Here is a 22,122-nt window from a genome sequence, read left to right as displayed (position 1 = left end):
TATTTTTTAAGTCGTATAGATGGCAAAATGGAAAGTTTTGAAAGTTAATTCTGTCAATATCTTATTGGGAGGGATATCTCTAGCGTGTCAAATGATGTCTTGAAAAGGTAAAATAGGCGTTACATCTATTTTATTCTGAGGAGGAATAGTCTATATTTCCTCAATTAAAGGTGTTTTTAGGCTGAGGAGAGCTACAGAATTTTATATTCGAAAGCGATTATATTGCGTATAGTGGTAAATTTATGTAGGTTTGTACTGATGAATAATTTATATACTATAAAAAATAGCTCATTTGCATGTATAATGCGAATCATAGGCATTTTTATGGTGTTTATTCTGACCTCTTGTCCTATTAAGGCATCTATTAAGCTTAGCTCTACATCGCAACCTTCTTCGGGATTGACCATCAAGCATTCTAAATTGATTACGCCTTTAGAAGCACCTTGTGTATTGGAGATTAAAGAAAATTTAGTGAAGGTAGGTCATTCCGATATCGATTTTTCTCCTTCGGTATTGTTATTGGCTTTCTTTTTTGTTCTATTTTTAGGTGTTTCCCAAAAAAGTTCTAGAGTTTACCCACCACGGGCCTATTATTATGGCTCCAATAATCTATTCCTTTTTATAAAACGGTTCAATTTATAGGATTTAAACACTGTTAAAGTTAAGCCTACGGGCTCTTTATTCTAATTGTGTTTTTTACTATAAATTTTAATCGATGATCAACAAGTTATGTGCTTGTTTGCTCGTCATTGGGACAGGACTTATCACTAATAATGTGCATGGTCAAGTACTCGAGGACTATTGGCAGCAGACAAAAGCAAATTATAAAGGATTTTCTATAAAAGACCAGGAAATCGGTATTTCCCGATTGGATAGTGCGTCTTCATTGGAGCGTTATAAACCACAGGTATGGCTCCAGTACCAACAGGGATTAAGCTCGTTGAATAATGTTTCGGGGGCCTTTTATCCCATGCCGGGCATTTTTAATATCAGTGGCTCAAATACCTCGGGTGGTTCTTCTAATACGTTTAATCAATATGCTACAAGTAGTCTAAATTGGGATTTGGTCAATTTTGGACGGAAAAATTTAGACAAAGCTCTGGGATCTACAGCGATAAAGCAGTCTACATGGGAAGCAAATCAATATACGCTATTGGTACAGAATGAACTTTCCCAACGTTATATAAATTACCTGTATTACCAGATTCTTTCGGATTGGTATCATGAGCACCTGAAGAGGTATCAGGATATTTTGGAACTCACTCGGGATCTGGCGACCAGTGGTATTGTCCCAAGTGCGGATACGCTGCTTGTATCTTCTTCATTAAACAATGTGCAGTCTGAGCTATCTCATGTTTCTGGACAGTTGAAAGGTGGCGTGTATGCGCTTTCGGAATTTGTTGGAGGGGCAGTCAATCCAGCAGCTCAGTCTGCAGCCCGTTTTTTTGTTTTGTTGAAAGCGGAAACAGGGGGAGATGTACTCCAGCCCTTATTAGAAATCAAGAAGACTGAAACGGAAAAACTAGACCAATTGGTCAAGAAATCCAGCAAACAAGTATTGCCTCAAATTATAGGGATAGGTGCTCTTTCTAGCCGGAGTTCGGGAGTCTCGTCATCAGGTGTGGCCTCCAATAGTTATGGTGATATGTTTCAGAACTATGCCCATAATTATTTTGTTGGCGTAGGGGTGAACTGGAATTTACAACAGCTATTTACGGCTAAGTCTAATCGTAAGATTTTCGAAGCCAAGCGGAGCAAAGTCGAGGACGAATACCGATTGTTAGATAATGAATTGGAGCAGCGTTTACTGGATCTGTCGACTCAAGAGCGGCAGACTGCTGCCGGTCTGGTGGAGTCGGATCGTAGTAAGCAACAGGCTTCGGAGGCTTATGAGATGTATAAGGTACGCTATGAAGGTGGGCTTATTAATTTGGCCGAACTTTTACAGGTTCAAGCTATCTTACTTCAGATTGAGAAGCAAAATCTATTGCAGTATTATAACTATTGGAATATTGTTTTAAAGCGTGCTTTTCTGGAGGCGAATATTAACCCCGTTATCCAACATTTTTAAATCGTAATACACATATGAATATTATTAGAACAGCGCTTCGGAAGCCTATTGCATTCATTATGGTTATCATAGCGATTGCTTATTTTTCGTGGCCGGTTATTCAAAAGATTAAGGTGGATATCTTTCCAGAGATTGAGTCACCTGCTATGTATATAGCGATGCCCTATGGGGGGCTTTCGCCTGCCTATATGGACGGCTTTATGGCGAACGAGTTTCAGAAGGTTTTACTTTTTGTCAACGGTGTTAAGGAATTGGATTTTAAAAGCATCCAAGGTCTTTCGCTAATGAAATTGACTTTTTATCCGGGTACGGATATGTCCCAGGCTTCGGCCGAGCTGAGTATGCAGGTGTCGCGTGCCATGGGTTTTTTGCCACCAGGTGCCGTGCCACCTATGGTGGTCCGTTTTGACGGGAGCTCTCTTCCCGTAGGACAATTGGTTTTTGATAGTGAAAAACACTCCGTGACGGAACTTCAGACTATGGCTATTACTAAAGTAAGGCCTATGTTTGTCAATATACCTGGTATTACGGCTCCGGCTCCATTTGGAGGTAATATGCGTAGTTTGGTGGTGAATATTGATCCTCAAAAGATGAAGGCAGCAGGCTTGAGTCCAGAAGAGGTCACATTGGCGATTACTAAAAACTCGGTTCCTTCGCCTGCAGGTAATGTGCGATTGGGAGACAAAAATCTTATGGCACCGGTAAACTCTATTGCTGATGGTGTCGATGAGTTTTTACAAACCCCTATTAAGATCATGCCAGGGCGCACCTTGTTGGTCGGAGATGTCGCTACAGTGATGGACGCAGCAGATCAAACGGTGGGCTATGCCTTAATCAATGGTAAACGATCTGTTTATCTTCCTATCATTAAGAAACCCGATGCATCTACACTAACAGCGGTGGACAATCTTAAGAAATCGTTGCCCATGCTGGAGAATCTATTGCCTGAAGGGGTTAAAATCAGTTATGCTTTTGACCAGTCGGTGTATATCTCCCGTTCGTTATCTAATCTGATTTTTGAGGGAGCTTTGGGTGCGTTGCTGACAGGCCTGATGGTTTTTCTTTTTCTAGGAGATGTCCGGGGGGCGTTAATTGTGGTTTTGACCATTCCAATCGCTATTATCACAGCAGTAATCACACTCTATTTCTTTGGTCAGAGTGTTAATATTATGACTTTAAGCGGTTTGGCTCTTTCGATTGGTATTCTGGTGGATGAAGCTACGGTTACCATTGAAAATATTCACCAACATATGGAACTGGGTAAGTCTAAAGCCCGAGCTATCCTGGATGCGTTGTTAGAGATTTCAGCACCCAAGTTGTTAATTTTATTAAGTATCCTAGCTGTGCTTACTCCTGCATTTATGATGAGTGGTATACCTCGGGATATGTTTATGCCCTTGTCGCTTGCTGTCGCATTCGCGATGATCGCTTCTTTTATTGCTTCGCAGACTTTTGTTCCTATTATGGCCAATTGGATTATGAAGTCTAAGGTACACGGGCAGTTCGTTCGTCGCAAGCGGTCATTTATGGAGCGTGTGAATGTGAAGTATGCCTTTTTGGTGCGTCGCCTAGTGCGTCGTTCGATAGTGCCTACAATAGGTTATTTGATCCTGAGTTTCGGAGCTATCTTTTTGATGTTTTCGCTTTTGGGGACGGATATTTTGCCACGTTCTGAAGGTGGTGACTTTCAGTTGCGTATACGGCTTCCGGAAGGTACACGTCTCGAACATACAGAAGAGACCGTTCGTAAAATTGGAGAATCTATTACAGCAATGCTACCTGAAAATAGTGTGAAGATAAGTTCAGCTTTTGTCGGTATGCACCCTTCTGCAAATCCTATTAACCCTATTTTTCTTTTTAACAGTACGACTGGTGAGGGCGTTTTACAATTGTCTTTGGATAAAAAGAAAATCGGTCTAAAGAATGATGTATTAAAAGAACAGATCCGTGAACGGGTTGATAAAGATTTTCCTACGGTAACCATCAACTTCGAACCGATGGAGCTGATGGATAAAATCATAGGCCAAGGTTCGATGACACCTGTAGAGGTCAAAGTGAGTGCACCACAGCTGATGGCTGCCGAATCTTATGCTAAAAAGTTGGTGTCTAAACTGTCAGATTATGACTTTTTGAGGGATGTACAGATTGCAGAACCTTTGCATTATCCCATTATTGATATCAAACTCGATCGTAAGCGTCTCGCACAATATGGTTTGACCGTCCAAGAGGTGTCACGCAATATCTCTGCAACGACTTCTTCGACTCGATTTACAGACAAGAACCTTTGGGTAGATCCCAAATCGGGGCTGGTGTTTCAGGTTCAGGTACAGGTTCCTGAAAATCTAATACAAGCTGTTGAAGATCTGCGTGCGATGCCATTACAAAAAGGAAAGAGTTATCCGATATTGGAGGACGTGGCTACTATTACCCATAGCACTGTAGCGGGACAGGTAAATCGTAGAGGACCGAATCGTTATGTTACGATTTTGGCAGACCTTCACCAGACGGATTTAGGTACTGCGAATAAAGCCGTTGATCAGGCGCTAAGCGAAATAGGTGAGGTCCCGAAGGGGATGCGTGTTTGGAAGGAAGGAACGTTGACGTTGTTAGAAGAAACATTGTCAGGGCTTTTGGTAGGGCTTTCGATCGCGATTGTAGTTATTTTCTTTATGATGAGTGCTTACTACCAATCGGTACGTGTCAGTCTTGTTATTCTATCCGTTGTCCCAGCTGTGATTGCAGGTAGTTCTTTTTTCATTTGGATATTTGGAAGTACGTTGAACCTGCAGTCTTATATGGGTATTATCATGTCTATTGGGGTGTCGGTTTCGAATGCGGTTCTTTTGGTGAATCAAGCAGAGCAGAATCGTAAGAAATATTTTATTTCAGCCCGTTTTGCGGCGATAATCGCCGCCAAATCCCGTCTGCGTCCTATTTTGATGACAGCTGCAGCTATGGTAGCGGGGATGATTCCGATGGCATTGGGTATGGGCGACGGAGGCGAGCAGATTGCACCTCTTGGTCAAGCAGTAATTGGAGGTTTGATTAGCTCTACGTTAGTGATTTTATTGATGATTCCTCTTATTTTCTCACTGATGATGAAGAAGGCTACGTATTTGGAACCTTCTCTAGATCCTGATGATGTAAATAGTAAGTTTTATAATAATTAAAAAGATGATAAGATATAGTTTTTTGTTAGTTTTCATGGTATTCCTTGGGTGTAAGCAACAAGGCAGTGATAAACAGGAGCAGACAGACAAGAAAGGGGAGATGCTGGAGCTAGCAGTCTCTCATCCTCAATCGTTACAACCGCAGTATCGTATTAAGTTGACGGGGGAACTACAGCCACAGGAGTCGGTGGCGTTATTTTCAAAGGTCAAGGGGTTCGTTCGGCAGATTCATGTCGATGTAGGCGATTATGTGCAAAAAGGGCAACTCCTCGCTCGAATGGAGGCTCCTGAAATGGATGTACAGAGTACATCCGATCGTGCGAAGCAACATCAGTTATTGGCGAATTATGAGGTTAGTAAATTACGTTATAAGCGTTTGCATGATGTCGATGGACGCAAAAAAGGAGCTATATCCGCCTTGGAGCTGGAACGTGCTTACGGTGATATGTTGCGGGATAGTGCTGCTGTTGTAGAAGCAGGAGGTGCTTATCAAAAATCGAAGTATATGGAGGATTATTTATTGATCCGTGCACCTTTTTCCGGTGTTATTACGCAACGTAATTTTTCTACGGGAGCGTTGCTGGGTGACAGTGGTGTACCTATGTTCAATTTGGTGGCCAATGATAAACTGAAGTTGAAGGTTGTGGTACCTGAGGTGCATGGACAGGCGGTGTCGGATAGTACTGTTGCCGAATTTCAGGTATTGAGTATTCCTAATCGAACGTTTACAACCAAATTGAAGAGAAATGCTAAATTTATAGACCCTACAACGCGTTCGTTGAGTTTGGAATTTGAGGTGCCTAATGGAGATAAAAGTTTGATTGGTGGAGATTTTGCTGATGTACAGCTTTCTTTGAAGCGGGCACAGAAGACTATCTTTGTACCTAAAGAGGCTGTGGTCAATGCACAGTCTGGCGTGTTTGTAATACGGGTAGTAGAAGATGGGAAGACAGAACGCGTTCCGGTACGCTTGGGTATTTCGTACGAAAACCTGGTTGAGGTATTTGGGCCTATAACGACAGAAGATAGGGTTGTAAACCGTGCGTCTGAAGAGCTTACGGATGGAAAGGTTGTGAAGGCTTTAATGAAGTAACACTATTAATATTATACAGATATGGAAAGAAAAATGATGTTGTTGATTGCCGGGGCACTACTGGTTGTTGGTTGTGCCAATAACACTAAAGAGACAGGTGATAAAGAAAATACTATTCTAGCAGATTCGATCGCTATGGAAAAAGTAGGAACGGATGTGAAAGAGGTTACAGTTGGCTTGAGTGCAAGTTTTGTAGATATCAATAATCGGGTTACGACCTTGGACTCCCTTCGTGGGAAGGTGGTGGTTATGAATTTTTGGGCGACTTGGTGTCCTCCCTGTATCCGGGAAATGCCTTCATTGAACACGTTATTTTTGGATTTTAAGTCAAATAAGGATATCGTATTCATGGCTATTGATGTGGATGAGGATATTAAAGGTGCTTCTAAGTTTATGGCGAAGAATAAATTTGATCTCCCGTTGTATACCTTGCACGGCCCATTACCTTCTGAATTGGAGACGAGCTCCATTCCGATGACTGTGATTTTGGATAAGCGTGGCGAGGTCGCTGTACAGCATACGGGGATGGTGGATTTTGGTAACCCTAATATTAAGGATGGATTGTTGAAGCTGATTGCCGAGTAGCTGAAGGTGGATATTGGTGGCCGCGTTCTTTTAGAAAATTGAGCGCTCAATTTACATAAAACGAGCGCTCAATTTATACAAATTGAGCGCTCGTTTTTCTAAAGTTGACGGGGCAAGTTTTAAACATCCCTATATACTTCGTAATAGCACTTGCCAGGCTTCTTGTAATTTTCCTTGATCTAGCAATTGTGCGACAAAGCTATGTATGTGCGTTGAATCACTGTAATCGATATTTACGTCTACGGTATTGTCTAGGGACGGGATGATTTCTACATTGGCCAGTAAGCCTAGATGATTTCCGGTCAGTACTTTAGATAGACGGATGGCTTCGGGTAGGTTGTCTACCCCAATACCTAAATTACGAAGTGGTTTGGGGACGATAAATAGGTTGTCCTGTGTCACCCGACAGTACCAATCGCCTCCAAGTCTAGCTACTAGGTCCAGTTCATGTTGTTTGACATTATTTTTGTCGTCCAATAGATGAGCCTGCACATGCATGGCCAATACTTCAGCAATGACAAGATTTCCAGCGCCAGGAAGATCACTCAGCGGTATGACGCGTTGCACCTTGCATTCGAGTTGAATTGGGGACTCGGCTACGCGAGGTGGTTTTATATAAGTCGAAGGGAGTGGAGTGAGGCCTGCTTTTTTGAACTCGTCGACTCCTTCGGCATATTCGGTACTTGCTAAAGATTGTTGTTGTACTAGATCGTAGTTTACGATGTTGATGACGACTTCGTCTACTTCCAAGATATTCTCGAGCGTGTGTTTGGTGGAGCCATCTCGCATACGCCTCAATGGAGAGAATACGCATACGGGAGGTTGGTGCGACATGAGATTGAAATAGCTGAAGGGGCTAAGGTTGACCTGTCCATTTTTTGATATGGTACTGGCGAAACATATAGGCCTAGGTGCAATTGCATATTTGATCAGATTGTCGAATATTGCCTGATCTTTTTTCGGGTCGAAGCTTATTATATTACTCATTTTCGCTACTTATAAGGGTCGTTATTCGTTTGTTAATACTATTTTGTTTTCCAATAGGCCAAGCCCCGTTACTTCAAGCGTAACCGTATCGCCATCCTGTAGCCATTGGTCTGTATGGTTTGGGTTTTCTAGGCGTGCTGTGCCATTGAGCTCGAGAAAGCAACCGGTTCCTACGGTTCCGGATCCTATTACATCGCCTGGAAAAAGTTCTACACCATAGGATGCACGCTCTATGATTTCAGCAAAGGTCCAGTCCATATCTGCAAAATTGCCTAGAGAAACCTGCTTTCCGTTTACCTTACATGTCATTTCTAGATTGTAAGAGTCACCCGTATGACCTTTGTAGTGAGGTGTTTTATAGGGTAATAATTCGTCTTTAGTGACCAAATAAGGACCTATTACGGTCGCGAAGTCTTTCCCTTTTGCCGGACCTAAATTTAGTTTCATTTCTTCCAGCTGTAGCTTACGGGCACTGATGTCGTTCATGATCATATAGCCTGCTATATAGTCGTCAGCCTCTGCAGCTTTAATATTTTTTCCTCTTTTATTAATGACTATTGCTACTTCAAGTTCGAAGTCTAATTGTTGCATATGGAGGGGCATACAGGGAATATTTCCAGGGCCATAAATAGCGTTATGGTTTGTGAAATAGAATACGGGAAATTGATCGAACTCCGGAATCATGTCTAAGCCCCGATTACGTCTTGAGGTGACTACATGCTGTCTAAAAGCATAGGCATCTCTACAGGAAGTCGGGTGGGGCACAGGTGCGATTAATTGAGCCTCTGTTATGTTTGTTCCTTTTATATTGATGGAGCCATTTTTAATTTTCTTTTCTGCCTGCTGCAAGGTAAGTATGTTTGGATGGCCTCCATTTAAGAATTCCTGCATAGAGGTGGGGAGTTGATCGCTGATTTCAGCGCAACGGTAAACTGTTGTATCTATTAAAATAGCGAGATGTTCGGCGTTGTCATGAAGACAGGTTACAATTCTCATAAAAAGAGTGGCATTAAAAAGGGTTCAATTATAGATTTACGGTGCAAATATACATATGATTATAAATATTAAAATTTTTTCGTCGGATTATATTGGAAAATATTTTTATCTTTATACCATATTATAAACCCTGCTATGTACAATCTTTGTGTATATACCCCAAAGTTATCCTTAGGATTGATTGCTTTTATTAAAGCGATGCTAGCAGAGATTGTGTTTGCACAGTATTAAGCCCCTTATTTCACTTAACTCGTAACTAGGCTTATCGAGTATTTCATTTTTTGTTTTTTAACTGTTTTAAACCAGAGGATTATGGCATTTTATCATAAGCTCGGGAAGGTCCCCAACAAGCGACATACCGTATTTAAAAAAGAAAATGGCGATTTATACGCCGAAGAATTGGTTTCAACACATGGTTTTTCTAGTGTTTACTCTCTTGTATATCACTGTCATCCGCCAACTTTGGTGCGACAAATAAGAGAGCCTTATGATGTTTCTCCAAAAATTGCACGGGAGAAACATCTGAAGCATACCAGTCTGAAAGGATTTTCATTGGCTCCTGCCGATGATTATTTGGAGAGTCGTAAGCCCGTGTTGGTGAATCAGGATCTTCACATCTCCTTGGCCGCTCCCCGACATTCGATGACAGACTATTTTTATAAGAATAGTCAGGCCGATGAAATCATCTTTATCCATGAGGGACGAGGTGTTTTAAAAACCGGATATGGACAGATCACATTTTCTTACGGTGACTATCTGGTGATCCCGAGGGGTACAATTTACCAGTTGCACTTTGAGGATACGGCAAATCGTTTGTTGATCGTAGAGTCTTTTTCTCCAGTCCGTACGCCAAAGCGTTACCGCAATGAATTTGGACAATTGATGGAGCACGCTCCATTTTATGAACGTGATATCCGCATTCCTGAAAATCTGGAGACTTTTGATGAAGTAGGCGATTTTGAGGTCAAGATCAAAAAAGAGGGATTGATCTATCCGTATGTGTATGGCAGTCATCCATTTGATTTTGTTGGATGGGATGGTTATCACTATCCTTGGGCATTTTCTATTCATGACTTTATGCCTATTACAGGTATGTTGCACCAACCTCCTCCGGTGCATCAGACTTTCGAAACCGATGCTTTTGTATTGTGTAGTTTTTGCCCTCGCTTATATGATTATCACCCATTAGCGGTTCCGGCTCCTTACAACCATAGTAATGTCGATTCGGATGAACTTTTGTACTATGTGGATGGTGATTTTATGAGCCGTAAGTCGGTGGAGGAAGGGCAGATTACGTTGCATCCCGGAGGGATACCACATGGACCGCATCCAGGTACTGTTGAAAAAAGTATCGGACAAACGCGGACAGATGAATTGGCAGTAATGATTGATCCTTTTAGGCCGTTGATGCTGACGGAGGATGCGTTAGCACTGGAAGACCCTGATTATTACAAATCATGGATGAATTAGTAACTAATTAATAAACAATAATATATTATCATGGCACAAACTTTTGCGGAGAAAATTGCAACAGCACAAGATTTTCTTCCTATTAATGGTACGGATTACATTGAGTTTTATGTGGGGAATGCGAAACAAGCTGCGCATTATTACAAGACCGCTTTTGGTTTTCAGTCGGAGGCTTACGCTGGTCCAGAGACTGGAGTGCGGGATCGTGCATCTTATGTATTGAAGCAGAATAAAATCAGGTTGGTGTTGACATCTGCTCTGCGCTCGGATCATTCTATTTCGGAGCATGTCAAAAAACATGGTGACGGGGTCAAGATATTGGCTTTATGGGTTGATGATGCACGAAAATCTTTTGAAGAAACCACTAAGCGTGGAGCTCGCGTATACCAGGAACCATTATGTACACAGGATGAGCATGGTGAGGTCTGGACAGCTGGTATCTATACCTATGGAGAGACAGTGCATATGTTTGTAGAACGTAAAAACTACAAAGGTGCATTTTTACCTGGATACGAGGCTTGGGTTAGCGACTATAATCCTGAAGAGACTGGTCTTTTGTATGTAGACCACTGTGTGGGTAACGTCGATTGGAATAAAATGAATGAGACTGTTGAGTGGTATCAAAATGTGATGGGATTTGTAAATATCCTTTCGTTTGATGACAAACAGATCAACACGGAATACTCGGCTTTGATGAGTAAGGTGATGAGTAATGGTAATGGTTATGTGAAATTTCCGATCAATGAACCTGCAGAAGGAAAGAAAAAGTCTCAGATTGAAGAATATCTGGAGTTTTACGAAGGCGAGGGCGTACAACATGCTGCCTTAGCTACTAATGACATTGTTTCTACGGTCAAAGCTTTAAAGGCTCGTGGTGTTGAGTTTTTAGGAGCTCCTCCTGAGGCTTATTACGATATGTTGCCGGACCGTGTGGGGATAATTGACGAAGAAATTAAAATCATCCAAGATTTGGGGATTTTGGTAGATCGGGATGAGGAAGGGTATCTTCTTCAGATTTTTACAAAACCGGTTCAGGATCGTCCTACCTTATTTTTTGAAATCATCCAACGAAAAGGTGCGCAGAGTTTTGGTGCAGGAAACTTTAAAGCGTTGTTTGAGGCTATAGAACGCGAACAGGAGAGAAGAGGTAATTTATAAGATAAGGTGTCTATTTTAGGATTTTAAAATAATATGAAGGAATTACTTAGGGATTTTGAATACAAAAGACCGGAGATTGTATTTGAATGGAAGGATAGTGAGACGGAGGCTGAAGGATGGGTTGTCATCAATTCTTTACGTGGAGGAGCAGCTGGTGGTGGTACGCGGATGCGTGCGGGGTTGGATAGGAATGAAGTAGAGTCGCTTGCCAAAACAATGGAGGTGAAATTTACGGTATCTGGACCAGCAATAGGGGGGGGCAAATCCGGAATTAATTTTGATCCAAAAGATCCTCGGAAAAAGGACGTTTTGGCTCGTTGGTTTAAAGCGGTGACGCCTTTGTTGAAAAACTATTACGGAACAGGTGGAGACCTCAATATCGATGAAATCCACGATGTAATCCCGATGACCGAGGAGTATGGTCTCTGGCATCCTCAAGAGGGGGTGTTGAATGGACATTTTAATGTCCGTGAGAGTGAACGTATCCGTCAGATCGGACAATTGCGGTATGGCGTCTCTAAAGTGTTGGAGGATGCTTTTTATACGCCAGATCTAAAGCGCAAGTATAAAGTTGCAGATATGATTACAGGGTTTGGGGTAGCGGAATCTGTTCGTCATTTTTATGATCTCTATGAATCAGGATGCCAAGGAAAGAGAGCTATTGTCCAGGGCTGGGGGAATGTTGCTGCCGCAGCCGCGTTTTATCTATCTAAGATGGGGGTTCGTATCGTTGGTATTATAGATCGAATGGGCGGCCTGATTAATACGGACGGATTTGATGAAAAGGCGATAACAGATTTGTTCCTTAATCGTAATGGCAATGAGTTGGTATCTCCCGATATGATTCCATCGGATAAATTGCAGGAAGAAGTTTGGGGGATCGGAGCGGAAATCTTTATCCCTGCTGCGGCATCTCGTCTAGTGTCTAAATCTCATGTTCAGCAATTGGTGGATAACGGCTTAGAGTTAATCGCTAGTGGCGCAAATGTGCCTTTTGCGGATAAAGAAATCTTCTATGGTCCTGTGATGGAGTATGCCGATCAACAGGTGTCTGTTATTCCGGATTTTGTGGCTAATTGTGGTATGGCTCGTGTATTTGCTTATTTGATGCAGCCAAATATTGAAATCAGTGACGACGCGTTGTTTTCTGATGTTTCAAAAGTGATACAACAAGCATTGAAAGCGATTTATGATGTTTCGAAAGAGCGCAGACAGCTATCTTCGAAGGCTTATGAGATTGCTTTACGGCAATTGATTTAGTCAAAAAGAAAAGGGACTTTAATATTAAAGTCCCTTTTTTTATTATTTATTTGCTATATTTTTTAATGATTGTTTCAAGAACATCAGCTGTAAGTTCATGATCAGCGAGTGTTGGGAATCCTTCCCAGCGCACGATTCCCTGAGGGTCCAACAGTATACAGTGTGGTATTCCTTTTACTTCAAGCTCTTTTTTTAGTCTTGCCTGCGTATCTATCGCATTGTAATAGTCAATTTTAATGTCTTTGGCATTTTGCACTTTGTCTGCAGTCTCGTCGGATATTCCTACAATCACCAATTGATCTTTATATTTTTCCTGCCATTCGTTTAGTTCTGGAATCACTCTTCGGCATGGACCACACCAGGTTGCCCAAAAGTCAACAAGCACAAATTTTCCTTTGGTGTTTGGAGCATCGGAAAGCCATTGTTCTACCTGTAGTTCAGGTGCTTTCTCATTTAAGATAGATTTTGCCCACAATTTTTTGCCATTATTGCTTTCCTGTGCCTGGCTTAGGGTAAAAGCCAAACATAGTGATAAGATGGCTAATGTGTTAGTTATTGTTCTTTTATACATTTGTTGTTGTTTTATTTATATAATAGGTTATAGTATGCAATTTACAACAGTTTTTGTTTTTCGACAAGAACATAACGAGCTCTTTACATTTGGAACTTAAATAATGGTCCCCTGCCACGAAAGCTTTTTAGCATTTTTTTATTCCTGCTTATTTTTGGTACTTTTACGGTTTATTTAAGGTGAAATAAGTGAATATCGTATGCCAGTTAAGATACCCGATAGTTTACCAGCGATAGAGCTGTTAAAAAACGAAAGTATATTTGTAATGAGTGACCTTCGCGCGAGTGAGCAGGATATCCGGCCACTTCGACTCGTCATTCTGAATCTTATGCCATTGAAAATTTCTGCAGAAACGGATTTCGTTCGGTTATTGTCCAACAATCCTTTACAGATTGAGGTGGAGTTTTTGAACTTAGAATCGCATACATCTAAGAATACTCCTGCAGAGCATTTGGAAATGTTTTACAAGGGATTTTCTGAAATCGCTGATGATTTTTATGACGGGATGATTATCACGGGAGCTCCTGTAGAGATGCTTGCTTTTGAAGAGGTAACTTATTGGGATGAAGTTACGCGGATTTTCGATTGGGCGCGTACTCACGTTACTTCAACGTTGTACATCTGTTGGGCTTCTCAAGCTGCATTGTATCATTTTTATGGGGTTGAGAAGCAACCTTTAGACAAAAAGGTCTTTGGTGTTTTTCAACACACTGCTTTAGATAAAACCAATCCACTTTTTAGAGGGTTTGATGATGAATTCTTTATTCCTCATAGTAGACATACTACGGTTTCAAAAGAAGATCTGTTAAAGAGTGGAGAAATAGATGTTCTTTCGGAGTCGGATGAAGCAGGTATTGCTATCGCCAGCTCAAGAGGGGGGCGGGAGTTCTATTTGACGGGGCATTCAGAGTATGCTCCTTATACACTACATCAGGAATATGTACGGGATGTAGAGAAAGGGTTAGAGATTGATGTTCCTTGTAATTATTATACAAATGATGATCCTGCTTTACCTCCAAAGGTAAGATGGGTTAGCCATGCGAATTTGTTGTTTAATAATTGGCTTAACTATTTTGTATACCAAGAAACTCCGTTTGATTTAAAGAATGTGCCGAATTTAGGAAGTCTTAGGGATCAAAATTCTTAATTGTTATCTAATTAAATCAGAGCAATTGCCATTTTGATATTTTTGCTGGGTGATTGTAGGTACAGGAATGGTAAGAAAAAACGCCGGAAGCTGGGAGCAACAGGCGTTTCTAACTAACCATTTATTAACCTAAATTATGAATTACAAGTAAAACGACAATGAATTGTTTTTATTGTGTAGTAAGGCAATTTTTTATTGCAATAATTTGTTTTTTTACAATTTCACCTGATTTTGGTGGTTTTCGCCTTTAAGATAAAGGAAAAGCATGAATAGTTTAATACACTGACAATGAGATGTAGCCACATAGATTACCCTTTTGGACTATGGATTAAGCAAAGTTTTGTCTTTGCGCTGACAGCAACGTTACTTATTGCATTGGCTTCTTTCACTGGAGGTTTTATGAGCACGCGTAGCGTTGTACAGATCTGTATTACGTTTTTAGTTATTCTGATTGTTGCGTTCAATAATATCTGTATCCACGTTTATTTTCGGGTAGAGGATCCTGTTAAGTCGCCATTACACGTGAAGATCGTCAGTTTTGTGAGTGCCATTTTAATTATCTGGGGATTTCACTATATCGAACGTTTTTTTGGAGTTCTGGACTATCGGTTGCATAGTTTTTTGATTCAGAATCCTGTACGTAATTTTACATTTATTAGTGTTCAGGGTAGCTTACTAAATGTAGTTGTACTGCTATGGCTTTACTTTCTGATGTCAGAACATGCTAAGGCACATCATAAGTTAGAGCGCTCTCGATTGGAACGTGCTCGTGAAGAGGCTATTAATTTGATGATGCGTCAACAGATTCAACCTCATTTTTTGTTTAATGCCTTAGCTACTTTGAAGACGTTGATTCGCAAGGATCCCGATATGGCTCAGAGTTATTTGGTTCAACTTTCTGATTTTTTACGCATTACTATTGCTTCTGTGAAGAACGGTGAGTTGGCTAGTATAGATCAGGAGATTAAACTTTGTGAGGATTATCTCAATATGCAGAAGATCCGTTTTGGTGAGGCTTTGCATTATCAGGTAAATATTTCGGCAGATATACGAATGAAACAGCTTCCTATTTTCTCTATACAACCACTGGTTGATAATGTTTTGAAGCATAACGCTTTTACAGTGGCGGATCCGGTTCGGATTTCTGTCGAGGAACGGGAAGGATGGATATCTGTCCGTAATAATAAAAATATTAAACATCAGAAAGTAGATTCAAACGGCAGTGGATTACGTAATCTCATTGAGCGTTATAAATATTTATTTGTACAGGGGGTGGAAATCGAGGAGTCAGAGGGATTTTTTGAAGTACGTATTAAAATTGTGTAATGAGAATCGTTTTAGTAGAAGATGAGTGCTTAGCTGCTGAAGATTTGGCCCAAACGTTGAGTTTGGTCCTGCCTCAGATAGAGATTGTAAAGTATATACAGTCTGTACAGGAGGGAATTGCCTTTTTTCGTGATGCTCCCAATGTGGATCTTATTTTCTCTGATATTCAACTAGGGGATGGTTTGAGTTTTGAGATCTTTAAAGAAATATCGATCTCTGCACCTATTGTCTTTTGTACGGCATATGATGATTATCTGTTAGAAGCTTTTAAGACGAACGGTATTGATTATATTTTGAAACCGATTTCGAATGGGGCCGTCGAATCTACTATGCAAAAGTATTTCGGTCTGCAACGACAACTTTCGCAGGGGGCGATAAACCATAATTTGAAGGACGGTCTTTATAATGATTTATTGGGGCAGGCCCAGTCAAGACAAAATGCCTTAGTTGTCCATCATCATGGACGGATTATTCCATTGGTTGCTGAGGATATAGCTTTGTGTTACATCGAGTACGAGAATGTATTTGTCAAAACTTTTGATGGCAAAGAGTATGCTGTGAACAAGAGTTTGGACGATCTTGAAAAGACGTTGGGAGGTGTGTTTTTTCGAGCGAACCGGCAACATCTTGTTAATAGAGTGGCCTTGCGTCATGCGAGTTATACTTTATCGCGAAAGCTCTCGTTGGATCTTGCTATAACACATAGTTCCCGTGTGTACGTCAGTAGGGAGAAGGCCTCTACCTTTTTACGCTGGCTTGAGGCTAAAGAATTAGCTTGATAATGGTACGGACGGCTCGTCCCTGATTTTGTCCGTTTGGCACCGAAAGGCGCTTTGTATTTCAGTTATTTTCGTGAATTTTGGATTATAAGTTATTCAAAGTACAGTAACGACAATGATTGCAACTATGTATAAATTTGTAAGTATTTTCAAGACCAACGTTCAGACATTGACCGATAAGATCCATATACTAGAAGGATTACAGTCTCTGAAAACTCCTCTTATCGTGAGCTTGGATTTAGAAGATGAGGATCGGGTTTTGCGTGTGGAGTCGAATGAACACGTGGTACCACAGATTGTTAGTAAGGTGGATGAGTATAATTTTAAATGCGAAGAACTGGATAGTTTTTTAATGGGGATACCATTACGGACTATGTCCTTATCTTAAGTAGATAGTATCCTGTATTATTCCCAGCAAAAGCAGGGCTATCCTACTTTTGCTGGGCTCTTTTTAGTCTTGGAAATGATATAGAAATACAACATCACCCACGTACGCTGGTTTAGGATTGTCTTTGATTACCAATGTCGCTTCTATGGATGCTTTAACAGTACCTCTTAAGTTAAGTATTGATTTTACCTTTGCTTGCAGTTGTACTTCGCTGTCTACTAACACGGCCTGCCCAAATTTTAAATTCTCAATGCCATAGTTGATTTCCATTTTTAGATTTCTTACATCCGCAATTTGCTTCCAAAGGTAAGGAATCAAGGAAAGTGTGAGGTATCCGTGGGCAATCGTTGTTTTGAAAGGGCTGTCCGTTTTTGCTTTTTCCTGATCGATATGTATCCATTGGTGATCTAGGGTCGCGTCCGCAAATCTGTTGATCTGCTCTTGATCGATTTTGTGCCAATCGGAAGAGCCTAATTGTTTTCCTTCAAACGATTTGTACTCCTCGTAATTGTTTATTACTACCATTTTAAGAAAGTTGTATTTAATATTTATAGTTGTAAATATTTCTGGTGTAAGTTAGCAAAACTTTCCTTAGCCTTAGTTATTTCTTTTTTAATTTAATCATTCCTTCTTACTGTAGTCTCCGTAGGGTGCCCTTTAGGGTATAGGAAAGGCTTGTTTTGTTGACAGAAAAGTCCAATGCTCGAACGAGTCTAATAAATTTCTAATATTTTTCTACTGCTCCTCTAACAGCCTTACGGTATTAATATGGGCACTTTTGTGCCAGATTAATTTGAATATGAAATCAATTAAAGGCAAAACAATGAAAATTAACAGTAAGGACATCCGTCTAGAGAAGAAAAAGCTATTGTTTTTTATTGGCATTAGTTTCTTTGTACTCTCTTCGTGTAATAGCACATCAAAAAAAGAGGAAGAAGATAATAAGGCTTATCGTATTGAAGGTGATGCGGTCTTATTGACTGCAGCGTCTCCGATTCATTCTAAGCTAAGTTTTGGAACTGTAACGGAGGAAGATTTTATTTTGGAGATGACAAGTGCGGGGACTGTCAAGACCATTCCTAATGCCTATGCTGAGATTGCGTCTCCATTTGCAGGTCGGATATTACGGTCATTTGTTCGTTTGGGACAGAAGGTACAACCTGGTTCGCCGATTTTTGAATTGAGTTCTCCAGACTATTTTAATGCGGAGAAAGAATATACTGACGCCCGTCAGGAATTTCGTCAAGCAGAATTGAATTTGAAACGGCAGCAAGATCTCTTAAAAAACGGTGTAGGGATACAACGGGAGTTGGAGGATGCCGAAACCGATTATGAAATTAAAAAATCTGCATTATCAAACTCTTTATCTGCTTTAAAAATATTTAATGTCAACCCAGAGAAGATGTCTCTTGGTAAGCCGATGATTGTAAGATCTCCTATCAAAGGAGAGATTGTCGATAATAATATTGTAATCGGACAATATTTGAAGGAGGATGCTGAACCTATTGCGGTGGTCGCCGAACTTTCTAAGGTATGGATTGTGGGGCAGGTAAAAGAAAAGGATATCCGTTTTATACACGAATTTGATGAAGTCGAAATAAAAGTTGCGGCCTATCCCGATCATCTCATAAAAGGAAAAGTATACCACGTTAATGAAATTGTCGATGAAGAAACGCGGAGTGTTGGGGTATTGATTGAGTGTGATAATATTAATCATGAGCTTAAACCGGGTATGTATGTAACGGTGCTTTTTAGAGATACTCCTCAGAAATCTATTCTTGTACCTAGTAGTGCTGTATTCCAGGCTAATGACAGGCAGTTTGTTTTTGTAAAAGAGGGAGATAACAAGTTTGTGAAAAGAGAAGTGAATATTTCGGGAACTTCTAACGAACGTGTTGTAGTAGCGTCTGGCCTTGAAGCTGGAGAGACTATAGTGACGAGTGGTGGATCGTTGATGTTGAGAAGCTATTAGGCTTGAAGTGTACATAGTTAACAGTTTATAGATTAAGGATTAAGCGATGAATAAATTAATACATAATGGTGTAGCTAAGCGCTGGGTGATGGTGGCTTTGTTTACGCTTATTGCTTTTTTTGGATATTATTCGTGGAAGCAACTTGCTGTTGAGGCCTATCCGGATATTGCGGATGTGACGTCTCAAGTGGTAACTCAGGTGCCAGGGCTGGCGGCAGAAGAGATTGAACAACAGATTACTATTCCTGTAGAGCGTGCATTGAATGGTCTTCCAGGAATGCATGTTATGCGTAGTAAAAGTACGTTCGGTCTATCTATTATTACTATTGTTTTTCAGGATGGTGTTGATGATTATTGGGCTAGATTACGAATTGAGGAACGATTGAATGAGGTCGAGTTGCCTTATGATGCGGTTCCTGGATTAGATCCGCTTACTTCGCCGACAGGGGAGGTGTATCGGTATATTGTAGAGAGTAAAGGAGGACACGATTTAAGAGCCCTTACAGATTTACAGAATTTTACCATTATGCCTCGTATCAAACAGGTGTCGGGGGTAGCGGATGTGACCAATTTTGGAGGTATTACGACGCAGTTTCAGGTGGAGGTGGATCCTCGTAAGCTGGAGCAGTATTCTATTACCTTAACAGAAGTTATTGAGACTATCGAAAATAACAATATTAATGCTGGAGGGAGTGTGCTTCCTCGTGGCGAGTTGGGGTATGTCGTGCGCGGTATCGGATTAGTGCGGGATTTAGAAGATCTGGGAAAGATCGTGGTAAAATCTGAAAAGGGAGTGCCTATCTTCTTACAGGATATCGGAGAACTGAAGTATGGCATGTTGGAACGGAAAGGAGTATTGGGCTACACGGATCGCGAACGGGATTATTCGGATAGTTTAGAGGGTATTGTGCTATTGCTCAAAGGGCAGAACCCTTCTTCTGTATTGGAAGGTATACATGAGGCTGTAGAGGAATTGAATAATGGAGGATTACCAGAAGGAGTGCATATTCATACGTTTTTAGATCGTACGGATTTGGTTAATACGACTTTGAATACCGTATCGCACACGCTGTTGGAAGGGATGGCATTGGTTATTGTAGTATTGATCATCTTTTTAGGCAGTTGGCGAGGTGCTCTTTTAGTAGCGGTTACAATTCCACTTTCGTTGTTAACGGCCTTTATTCTGATGCACTTTACGGATATTCCCGCTAATCTACTGTCGCTAGGGGCTATTGACTTCGGTATTATCGTGGATGGAGCGATCGTAATGCTGGAAACTATTCTTAAGAAGCGTGAGGATAATCCAGATCTTGAATTGGAAGAAAAAAGCATAGCGCAACGCGCAGCAGAGGTAGCTAAACCGGTATTCTTTTCGACGATTATTATTATTACAGCTTACTTGCCATTATTTGCTTTTGAGCGTGTAGAGAAGAAGCTTTTTACGCCTATGGCATTCACTGTGGGATATGCTTTGTTGGGGGCTCTGGCAGTTGCTTTATTGGTTATTCCTGGTATCGCTTATGTTATCTATAAAAAACCACAGAAAATCTATCATAACAAGTGGCTTGAAAAGATTTCAGATTCTTACTCGGGTGGTATAAAACGTATCATGGAAAAGCCAAAGCAGGTTTTTATTCCTCTCCTTTTAATTCTAGCCGCGACTTCCTTTTTGGCTGTACGGGTGGGTAAGGATTTCTTGCCACCTCTTGATGAAGGGTCTATATGGTTGCAGGTACAGTTGCCTCCTGGTATCTCGGTGCAAAAGGCGAGCGAGATGAGTGATACTTTACGGGCGAGGACGATGGAATTTGATGAGGTGACTTATATTATGGTACAGGCAGGGCGTAATGATGATGGTACAGATCCATGGACAGCGTCTCATTTTGAAGTTTCTATAGGTATCAAGCCGTATAAAGAGTGGCCTAAGGGAAAAACTAAGTATGATTTGATTGACGAGTTGGCTACAGTATATGATAGTATGCCTGGATTTACAGTCGGGTTCTCCCAGCCTATGATCGATGGGGTGATGGATAAGATATCCGGTGCGCACAGTGAGTTAGTAGTCAAAGTCTATGGTGATGATTTTAAAGAAACACGACGTATTGCAGAGGAGGTGTTGGGGACATTGGCTACTATTCCCGGCGCTGTAGATTTGGATATTGATCAAGAACCTCCTTTACCTCAGTTGCAGATTCATGCAGATCGTGATAAAATAGCACAGTATGGGCTTAATGTATCTGATGTCGCTGAATTGATTGAGGTTGCCATTGGTGGTAAAGCTGTATCCCAGTTATTTATCGGACATAAGGTCTATGATATTATATGTCGGTATAGCGAAGCAAGTCGTAATACACCAGAAAAAATATCGAACCTGATGCTGACTTCCCAAACTGGTGCTAAGATTCCATTATCCCAGATTGCTGACGTACGTTTAAGTACAGGTGAAAGTACAATTACCCGTGAAATGAATAAACGACACCTTACCGTGAAGTTGAATGTGCGTAACCGAGATCTGAATTCCTTATTGGCGGAAGCACAGCAAGCAATTGATAAGAATGTTACGTATGATCATGATAAATATCATATCAGCTGGGGTGGACAGTTTGAGAACCAGAACCGGGCTTATGAACGTCTGGCCGTTATAGTGCCGCTGGCATTGGCTATCATGTTTATTTTGCTATACAGCGCCTTCGGTTCGTTCCGTCAGGCAGGCCTTTTGATGAGTATTGTTCCCCTGGCTTTGTTTGGAGGTATGCTGGCCCTGAATGTTCGTGGCATGTCTTTAAATGTTTCGTCGGCTGTTGGTTTCATTGCTTTGTTTGGAGTGGCGATTCAGAATGGGGTGATTATGATATCACATATTAATGAACTGAGACGAAAGGGATATGATCTTTCCCGCTCAGTTATTGAGGGAGCCGCGCATCGTTTTAGACCAGTCCTCATGACGGCAACGGTAGCTGTTCTCGGATTGTTCCCTGCATCGTTAGCTACTGGGATTGGTTCTGATGTACAGCGTCCATTGGCTACAGTGATTGTATATGGCTTATTGTTTTCTACGATTATTACTTTGTTTGCTTTGCCCGCATTGTATTATTTGGTGGAACGTAAATGGGGGAAAAACTATACGGCTTCTAAACAGGATTAAATTA

At 41.0% G+C, this 22,122-nt stretch carries 18 protein-coding genes; 14 read left to right on the top strand and 4 right to left on the bottom strand.

From position 1 onward, the window contains the following. Positions 1–324: 324 nt before the first annotated feature. The 5 genes from JKG61_RS06130 (at position 325) to JKG61_RS06110 (ending at position 6,919) form a co-directional block, all read left to right on the top strand. Positions 325–642 carry a hypothetical protein gene (locus tag JKG61_RS06130; RefSeq protein ID WP_202102104.1) on the top strand — a complete coding sequence of 106 codons (318 nt, stop codon included), beginning with the start codon at positions 325–327 and terminating at the stop codon, positions 640–642. Positions 643–715: 73 nt separating this feature from the next. Beyond that, entirely contained in the window at positions 716–2,071 is a 1,356-nt protein-coding gene (locus JKG61_RS06125; RefSeq protein WP_202102103.1) for a TolC family protein, read from the top strand. A 14-nt stretch (positions 2,072–2,085) separates the two neighbouring features. After that, complete coding sequence (locus JKG61_RS06120) at positions 2,086–5,241, top strand: efflux RND transporter permease subunit (RefSeq protein WP_202102102.1); 3,156 nt, start codon at positions 2,086–2,088, stop codon at positions 5,239–5,241. Between the two features lie 4 nt (positions 5,242–5,245). Then, entirely contained in the window at positions 5,246–6,334 is a 1,089-nt protein-coding gene (locus JKG61_RS06115) for an efflux RND transporter periplasmic adaptor subunit (RefSeq protein ID WP_202102101.1), read from the top strand. A gap of 21 nt (positions 6,335–6,355) precedes the next feature. After that, on the top strand, positions 6,356–6,919 hold the full coding sequence (locus JKG61_RS06110; RefSeq protein ID WP_202102100.1) for a TlpA family protein disulfide reductase: 564 nt from the start codon (positions 6,356–6,358) through the stop codon (positions 6,917–6,919). A gap of 129 nt (positions 6,920–7,048) precedes the next feature. On the opposite strand, the gene JKG61_RS06105 is transcribed toward JKG61_RS06110, so the two are convergent. Both JKG61_RS06105 and JKG61_RS06100 read right to left on the bottom strand, forming a co-directional pair. Further along, entirely contained in the window at positions 7,049–7,906 is an 858-nt protein-coding gene (locus tag JKG61_RS06105) for a flavin reductase family protein (RefSeq protein WP_202102099.1), read from the bottom strand. A gap of 21 nt (positions 7,907–7,927) precedes the next feature. Then, the gene (locus JKG61_RS06100) at positions 7,928–8,902 is read right to left on the bottom strand and encodes a fumarylacetoacetate hydrolase family protein (RefSeq protein WP_202102098.1); all 975 of its coding nucleotides are present in this window, start codon (positions 8,900–8,902) and stop codon (positions 7,928–7,930) included. Positions 8,903–9,214: 312 nt separating this feature from the next. Between JKG61_RS06100 and JKG61_RS06095 the strand changes: the two genes are divergently transcribed. The 3 genes from JKG61_RS06095 to JKG61_RS06085 are packed head-to-tail and all read left to right on the top strand — an operon-like array spanning position 9,215 to position 12,790. Further along, on the top strand, positions 9,215–10,372 hold the full coding sequence (locus tag JKG61_RS06095) for a homogentisate 1,2-dioxygenase (protein ID WP_202102097.1): 1,158 nt from the start codon (positions 9,215–9,217) through the stop codon (positions 10,370–10,372). Positions 10,373–10,402: 30 nt separating this feature from the next. Next, on the top strand, positions 10,403–11,530 hold the full coding sequence (hppD, locus tag JKG61_RS06090; protein ID WP_202102096.1) for a 4-hydroxyphenylpyruvate dioxygenase: 1,128 nt from the start codon (positions 10,403–10,405) through the stop codon (positions 11,528–11,530). 33 nt (positions 11,531–11,563) lie between these two features. Then, the gene (locus JKG61_RS06085) at positions 11,564–12,790 is read left to right on the top strand and encodes a Glu/Leu/Phe/Val dehydrogenase dimerization domain-containing protein (protein WP_202102095.1); all 1,227 of its coding nucleotides are present in this window, start codon (positions 11,564–11,566) and stop codon (positions 12,788–12,790) included. 46 nt (positions 12,791–12,836) lie between these two features. On the opposite strand, the gene JKG61_RS06080 is transcribed toward JKG61_RS06085, so the two are convergent. After that, a complete protein-coding gene (locus JKG61_RS06080; RefSeq protein ID WP_202102094.1) occupies positions 12,837–13,361 on the bottom strand; it encodes a TlpA family protein disulfide reductase in 525 nt (174 codons plus the stop codon). Positions 13,362–13,560: 199 nt separating this feature from the next. Between JKG61_RS06080 and metA the strand changes: the two genes are divergently transcribed. The 4 genes from metA to JKG61_RS06060 all read left to right on the top strand — a co-directional run bounded on the left by metA (position 13,561) and on the right by JKG61_RS06060 (position 17,001). Next, positions 13,561–14,508: a homoserine O-acetyltransferase MetA gene (gene metA / locus JKG61_RS06075; protein ID WP_202102093.1), complete on the top strand. Its 948-nt coding sequence runs from the start codon at positions 13,561–13,563 to the stop codon at positions 14,506–14,508. A gap of 288 nt (positions 14,509–14,796) precedes the next feature. After that, positions 14,797–15,834, top strand: coding sequence for a sensor histidine kinase (locus tag JKG61_RS06070; protein ID WP_202102092.1), 1,038 nt, complete (start codon positions 14,797–14,799; stop codon positions 15,832–15,834). Further along, positions 15,834–16,613 (top strand): LytR/AlgR family response regulator transcription factor, encoded by a 780-nt coding sequence (locus JKG61_RS06065; protein WP_202102091.1) that lies wholly within the window; start codon positions 15,834–15,836, stop codon positions 16,611–16,613. The genes JKG61_RS06070 and JKG61_RS06065 overlap by 1 nt, the downstream gene beginning before the upstream one ends. A gap of 127 nt (positions 16,614–16,740) precedes the next feature. Next, positions 16,741–17,001: a hypothetical protein gene (locus JKG61_RS06060; RefSeq protein WP_202102090.1), complete on the top strand. Its 261-nt coding sequence runs from the start codon at positions 16,741–16,743 to the stop codon at positions 16,999–17,001. A 63-nt stretch (positions 17,002–17,064) separates the two neighbouring features. Here JKG61_RS06060 and JKG61_RS06055 read toward each other — a convergent pair whose 3' ends face one another. Then, positions 17,065–17,526, bottom strand: a complete 462-nt coding sequence (locus tag JKG61_RS06055; protein WP_202102089.1) for a MaoC family dehydratase — start codon at positions 17,524–17,526, stop codon at positions 17,065–17,067. Positions 17,527–17,824: 298 nt separating this feature from the next. Between JKG61_RS06055 and JKG61_RS06050 the strand changes: the two genes are divergently transcribed. Both JKG61_RS06050 and JKG61_RS06045 read left to right on the top strand, forming a co-directional pair. Further along, positions 17,825–18,973 carry an efflux RND transporter periplasmic adaptor subunit gene (locus JKG61_RS06050; protein WP_202102088.1) on the top strand — a complete coding sequence of 383 codons (1,149 nt, stop codon included), beginning with the start codon at positions 17,825–17,827 and terminating at the stop codon, positions 18,971–18,973. Between the two features lie 46 nt (positions 18,974–19,019). After that, positions 19,020–22,118 carry an efflux RND transporter permease subunit gene (locus tag JKG61_RS06045; protein WP_202102087.1) on the top strand — a complete coding sequence of 1,033 codons (3,099 nt, stop codon included), beginning with the start codon at positions 19,020–19,022 and terminating at the stop codon, positions 22,116–22,118. Positions 22,119–22,122 lie beyond the last annotated feature (4 nt).

The sequence above is a fragment of the Sphingobacterium faecale genome (genome assembly GCF_016746095.1).
Lineage (GTDB): Bacteria > Bacteroidota > Bacteroidia > Sphingobacteriales > Sphingobacteriaceae > Sphingobacterium > Sphingobacterium faecale.
The sequence above is the reverse complement of the archived record's forward strand: the minus strand, read 5'-3'. Positions and strand labels throughout refer to the sequence as shown.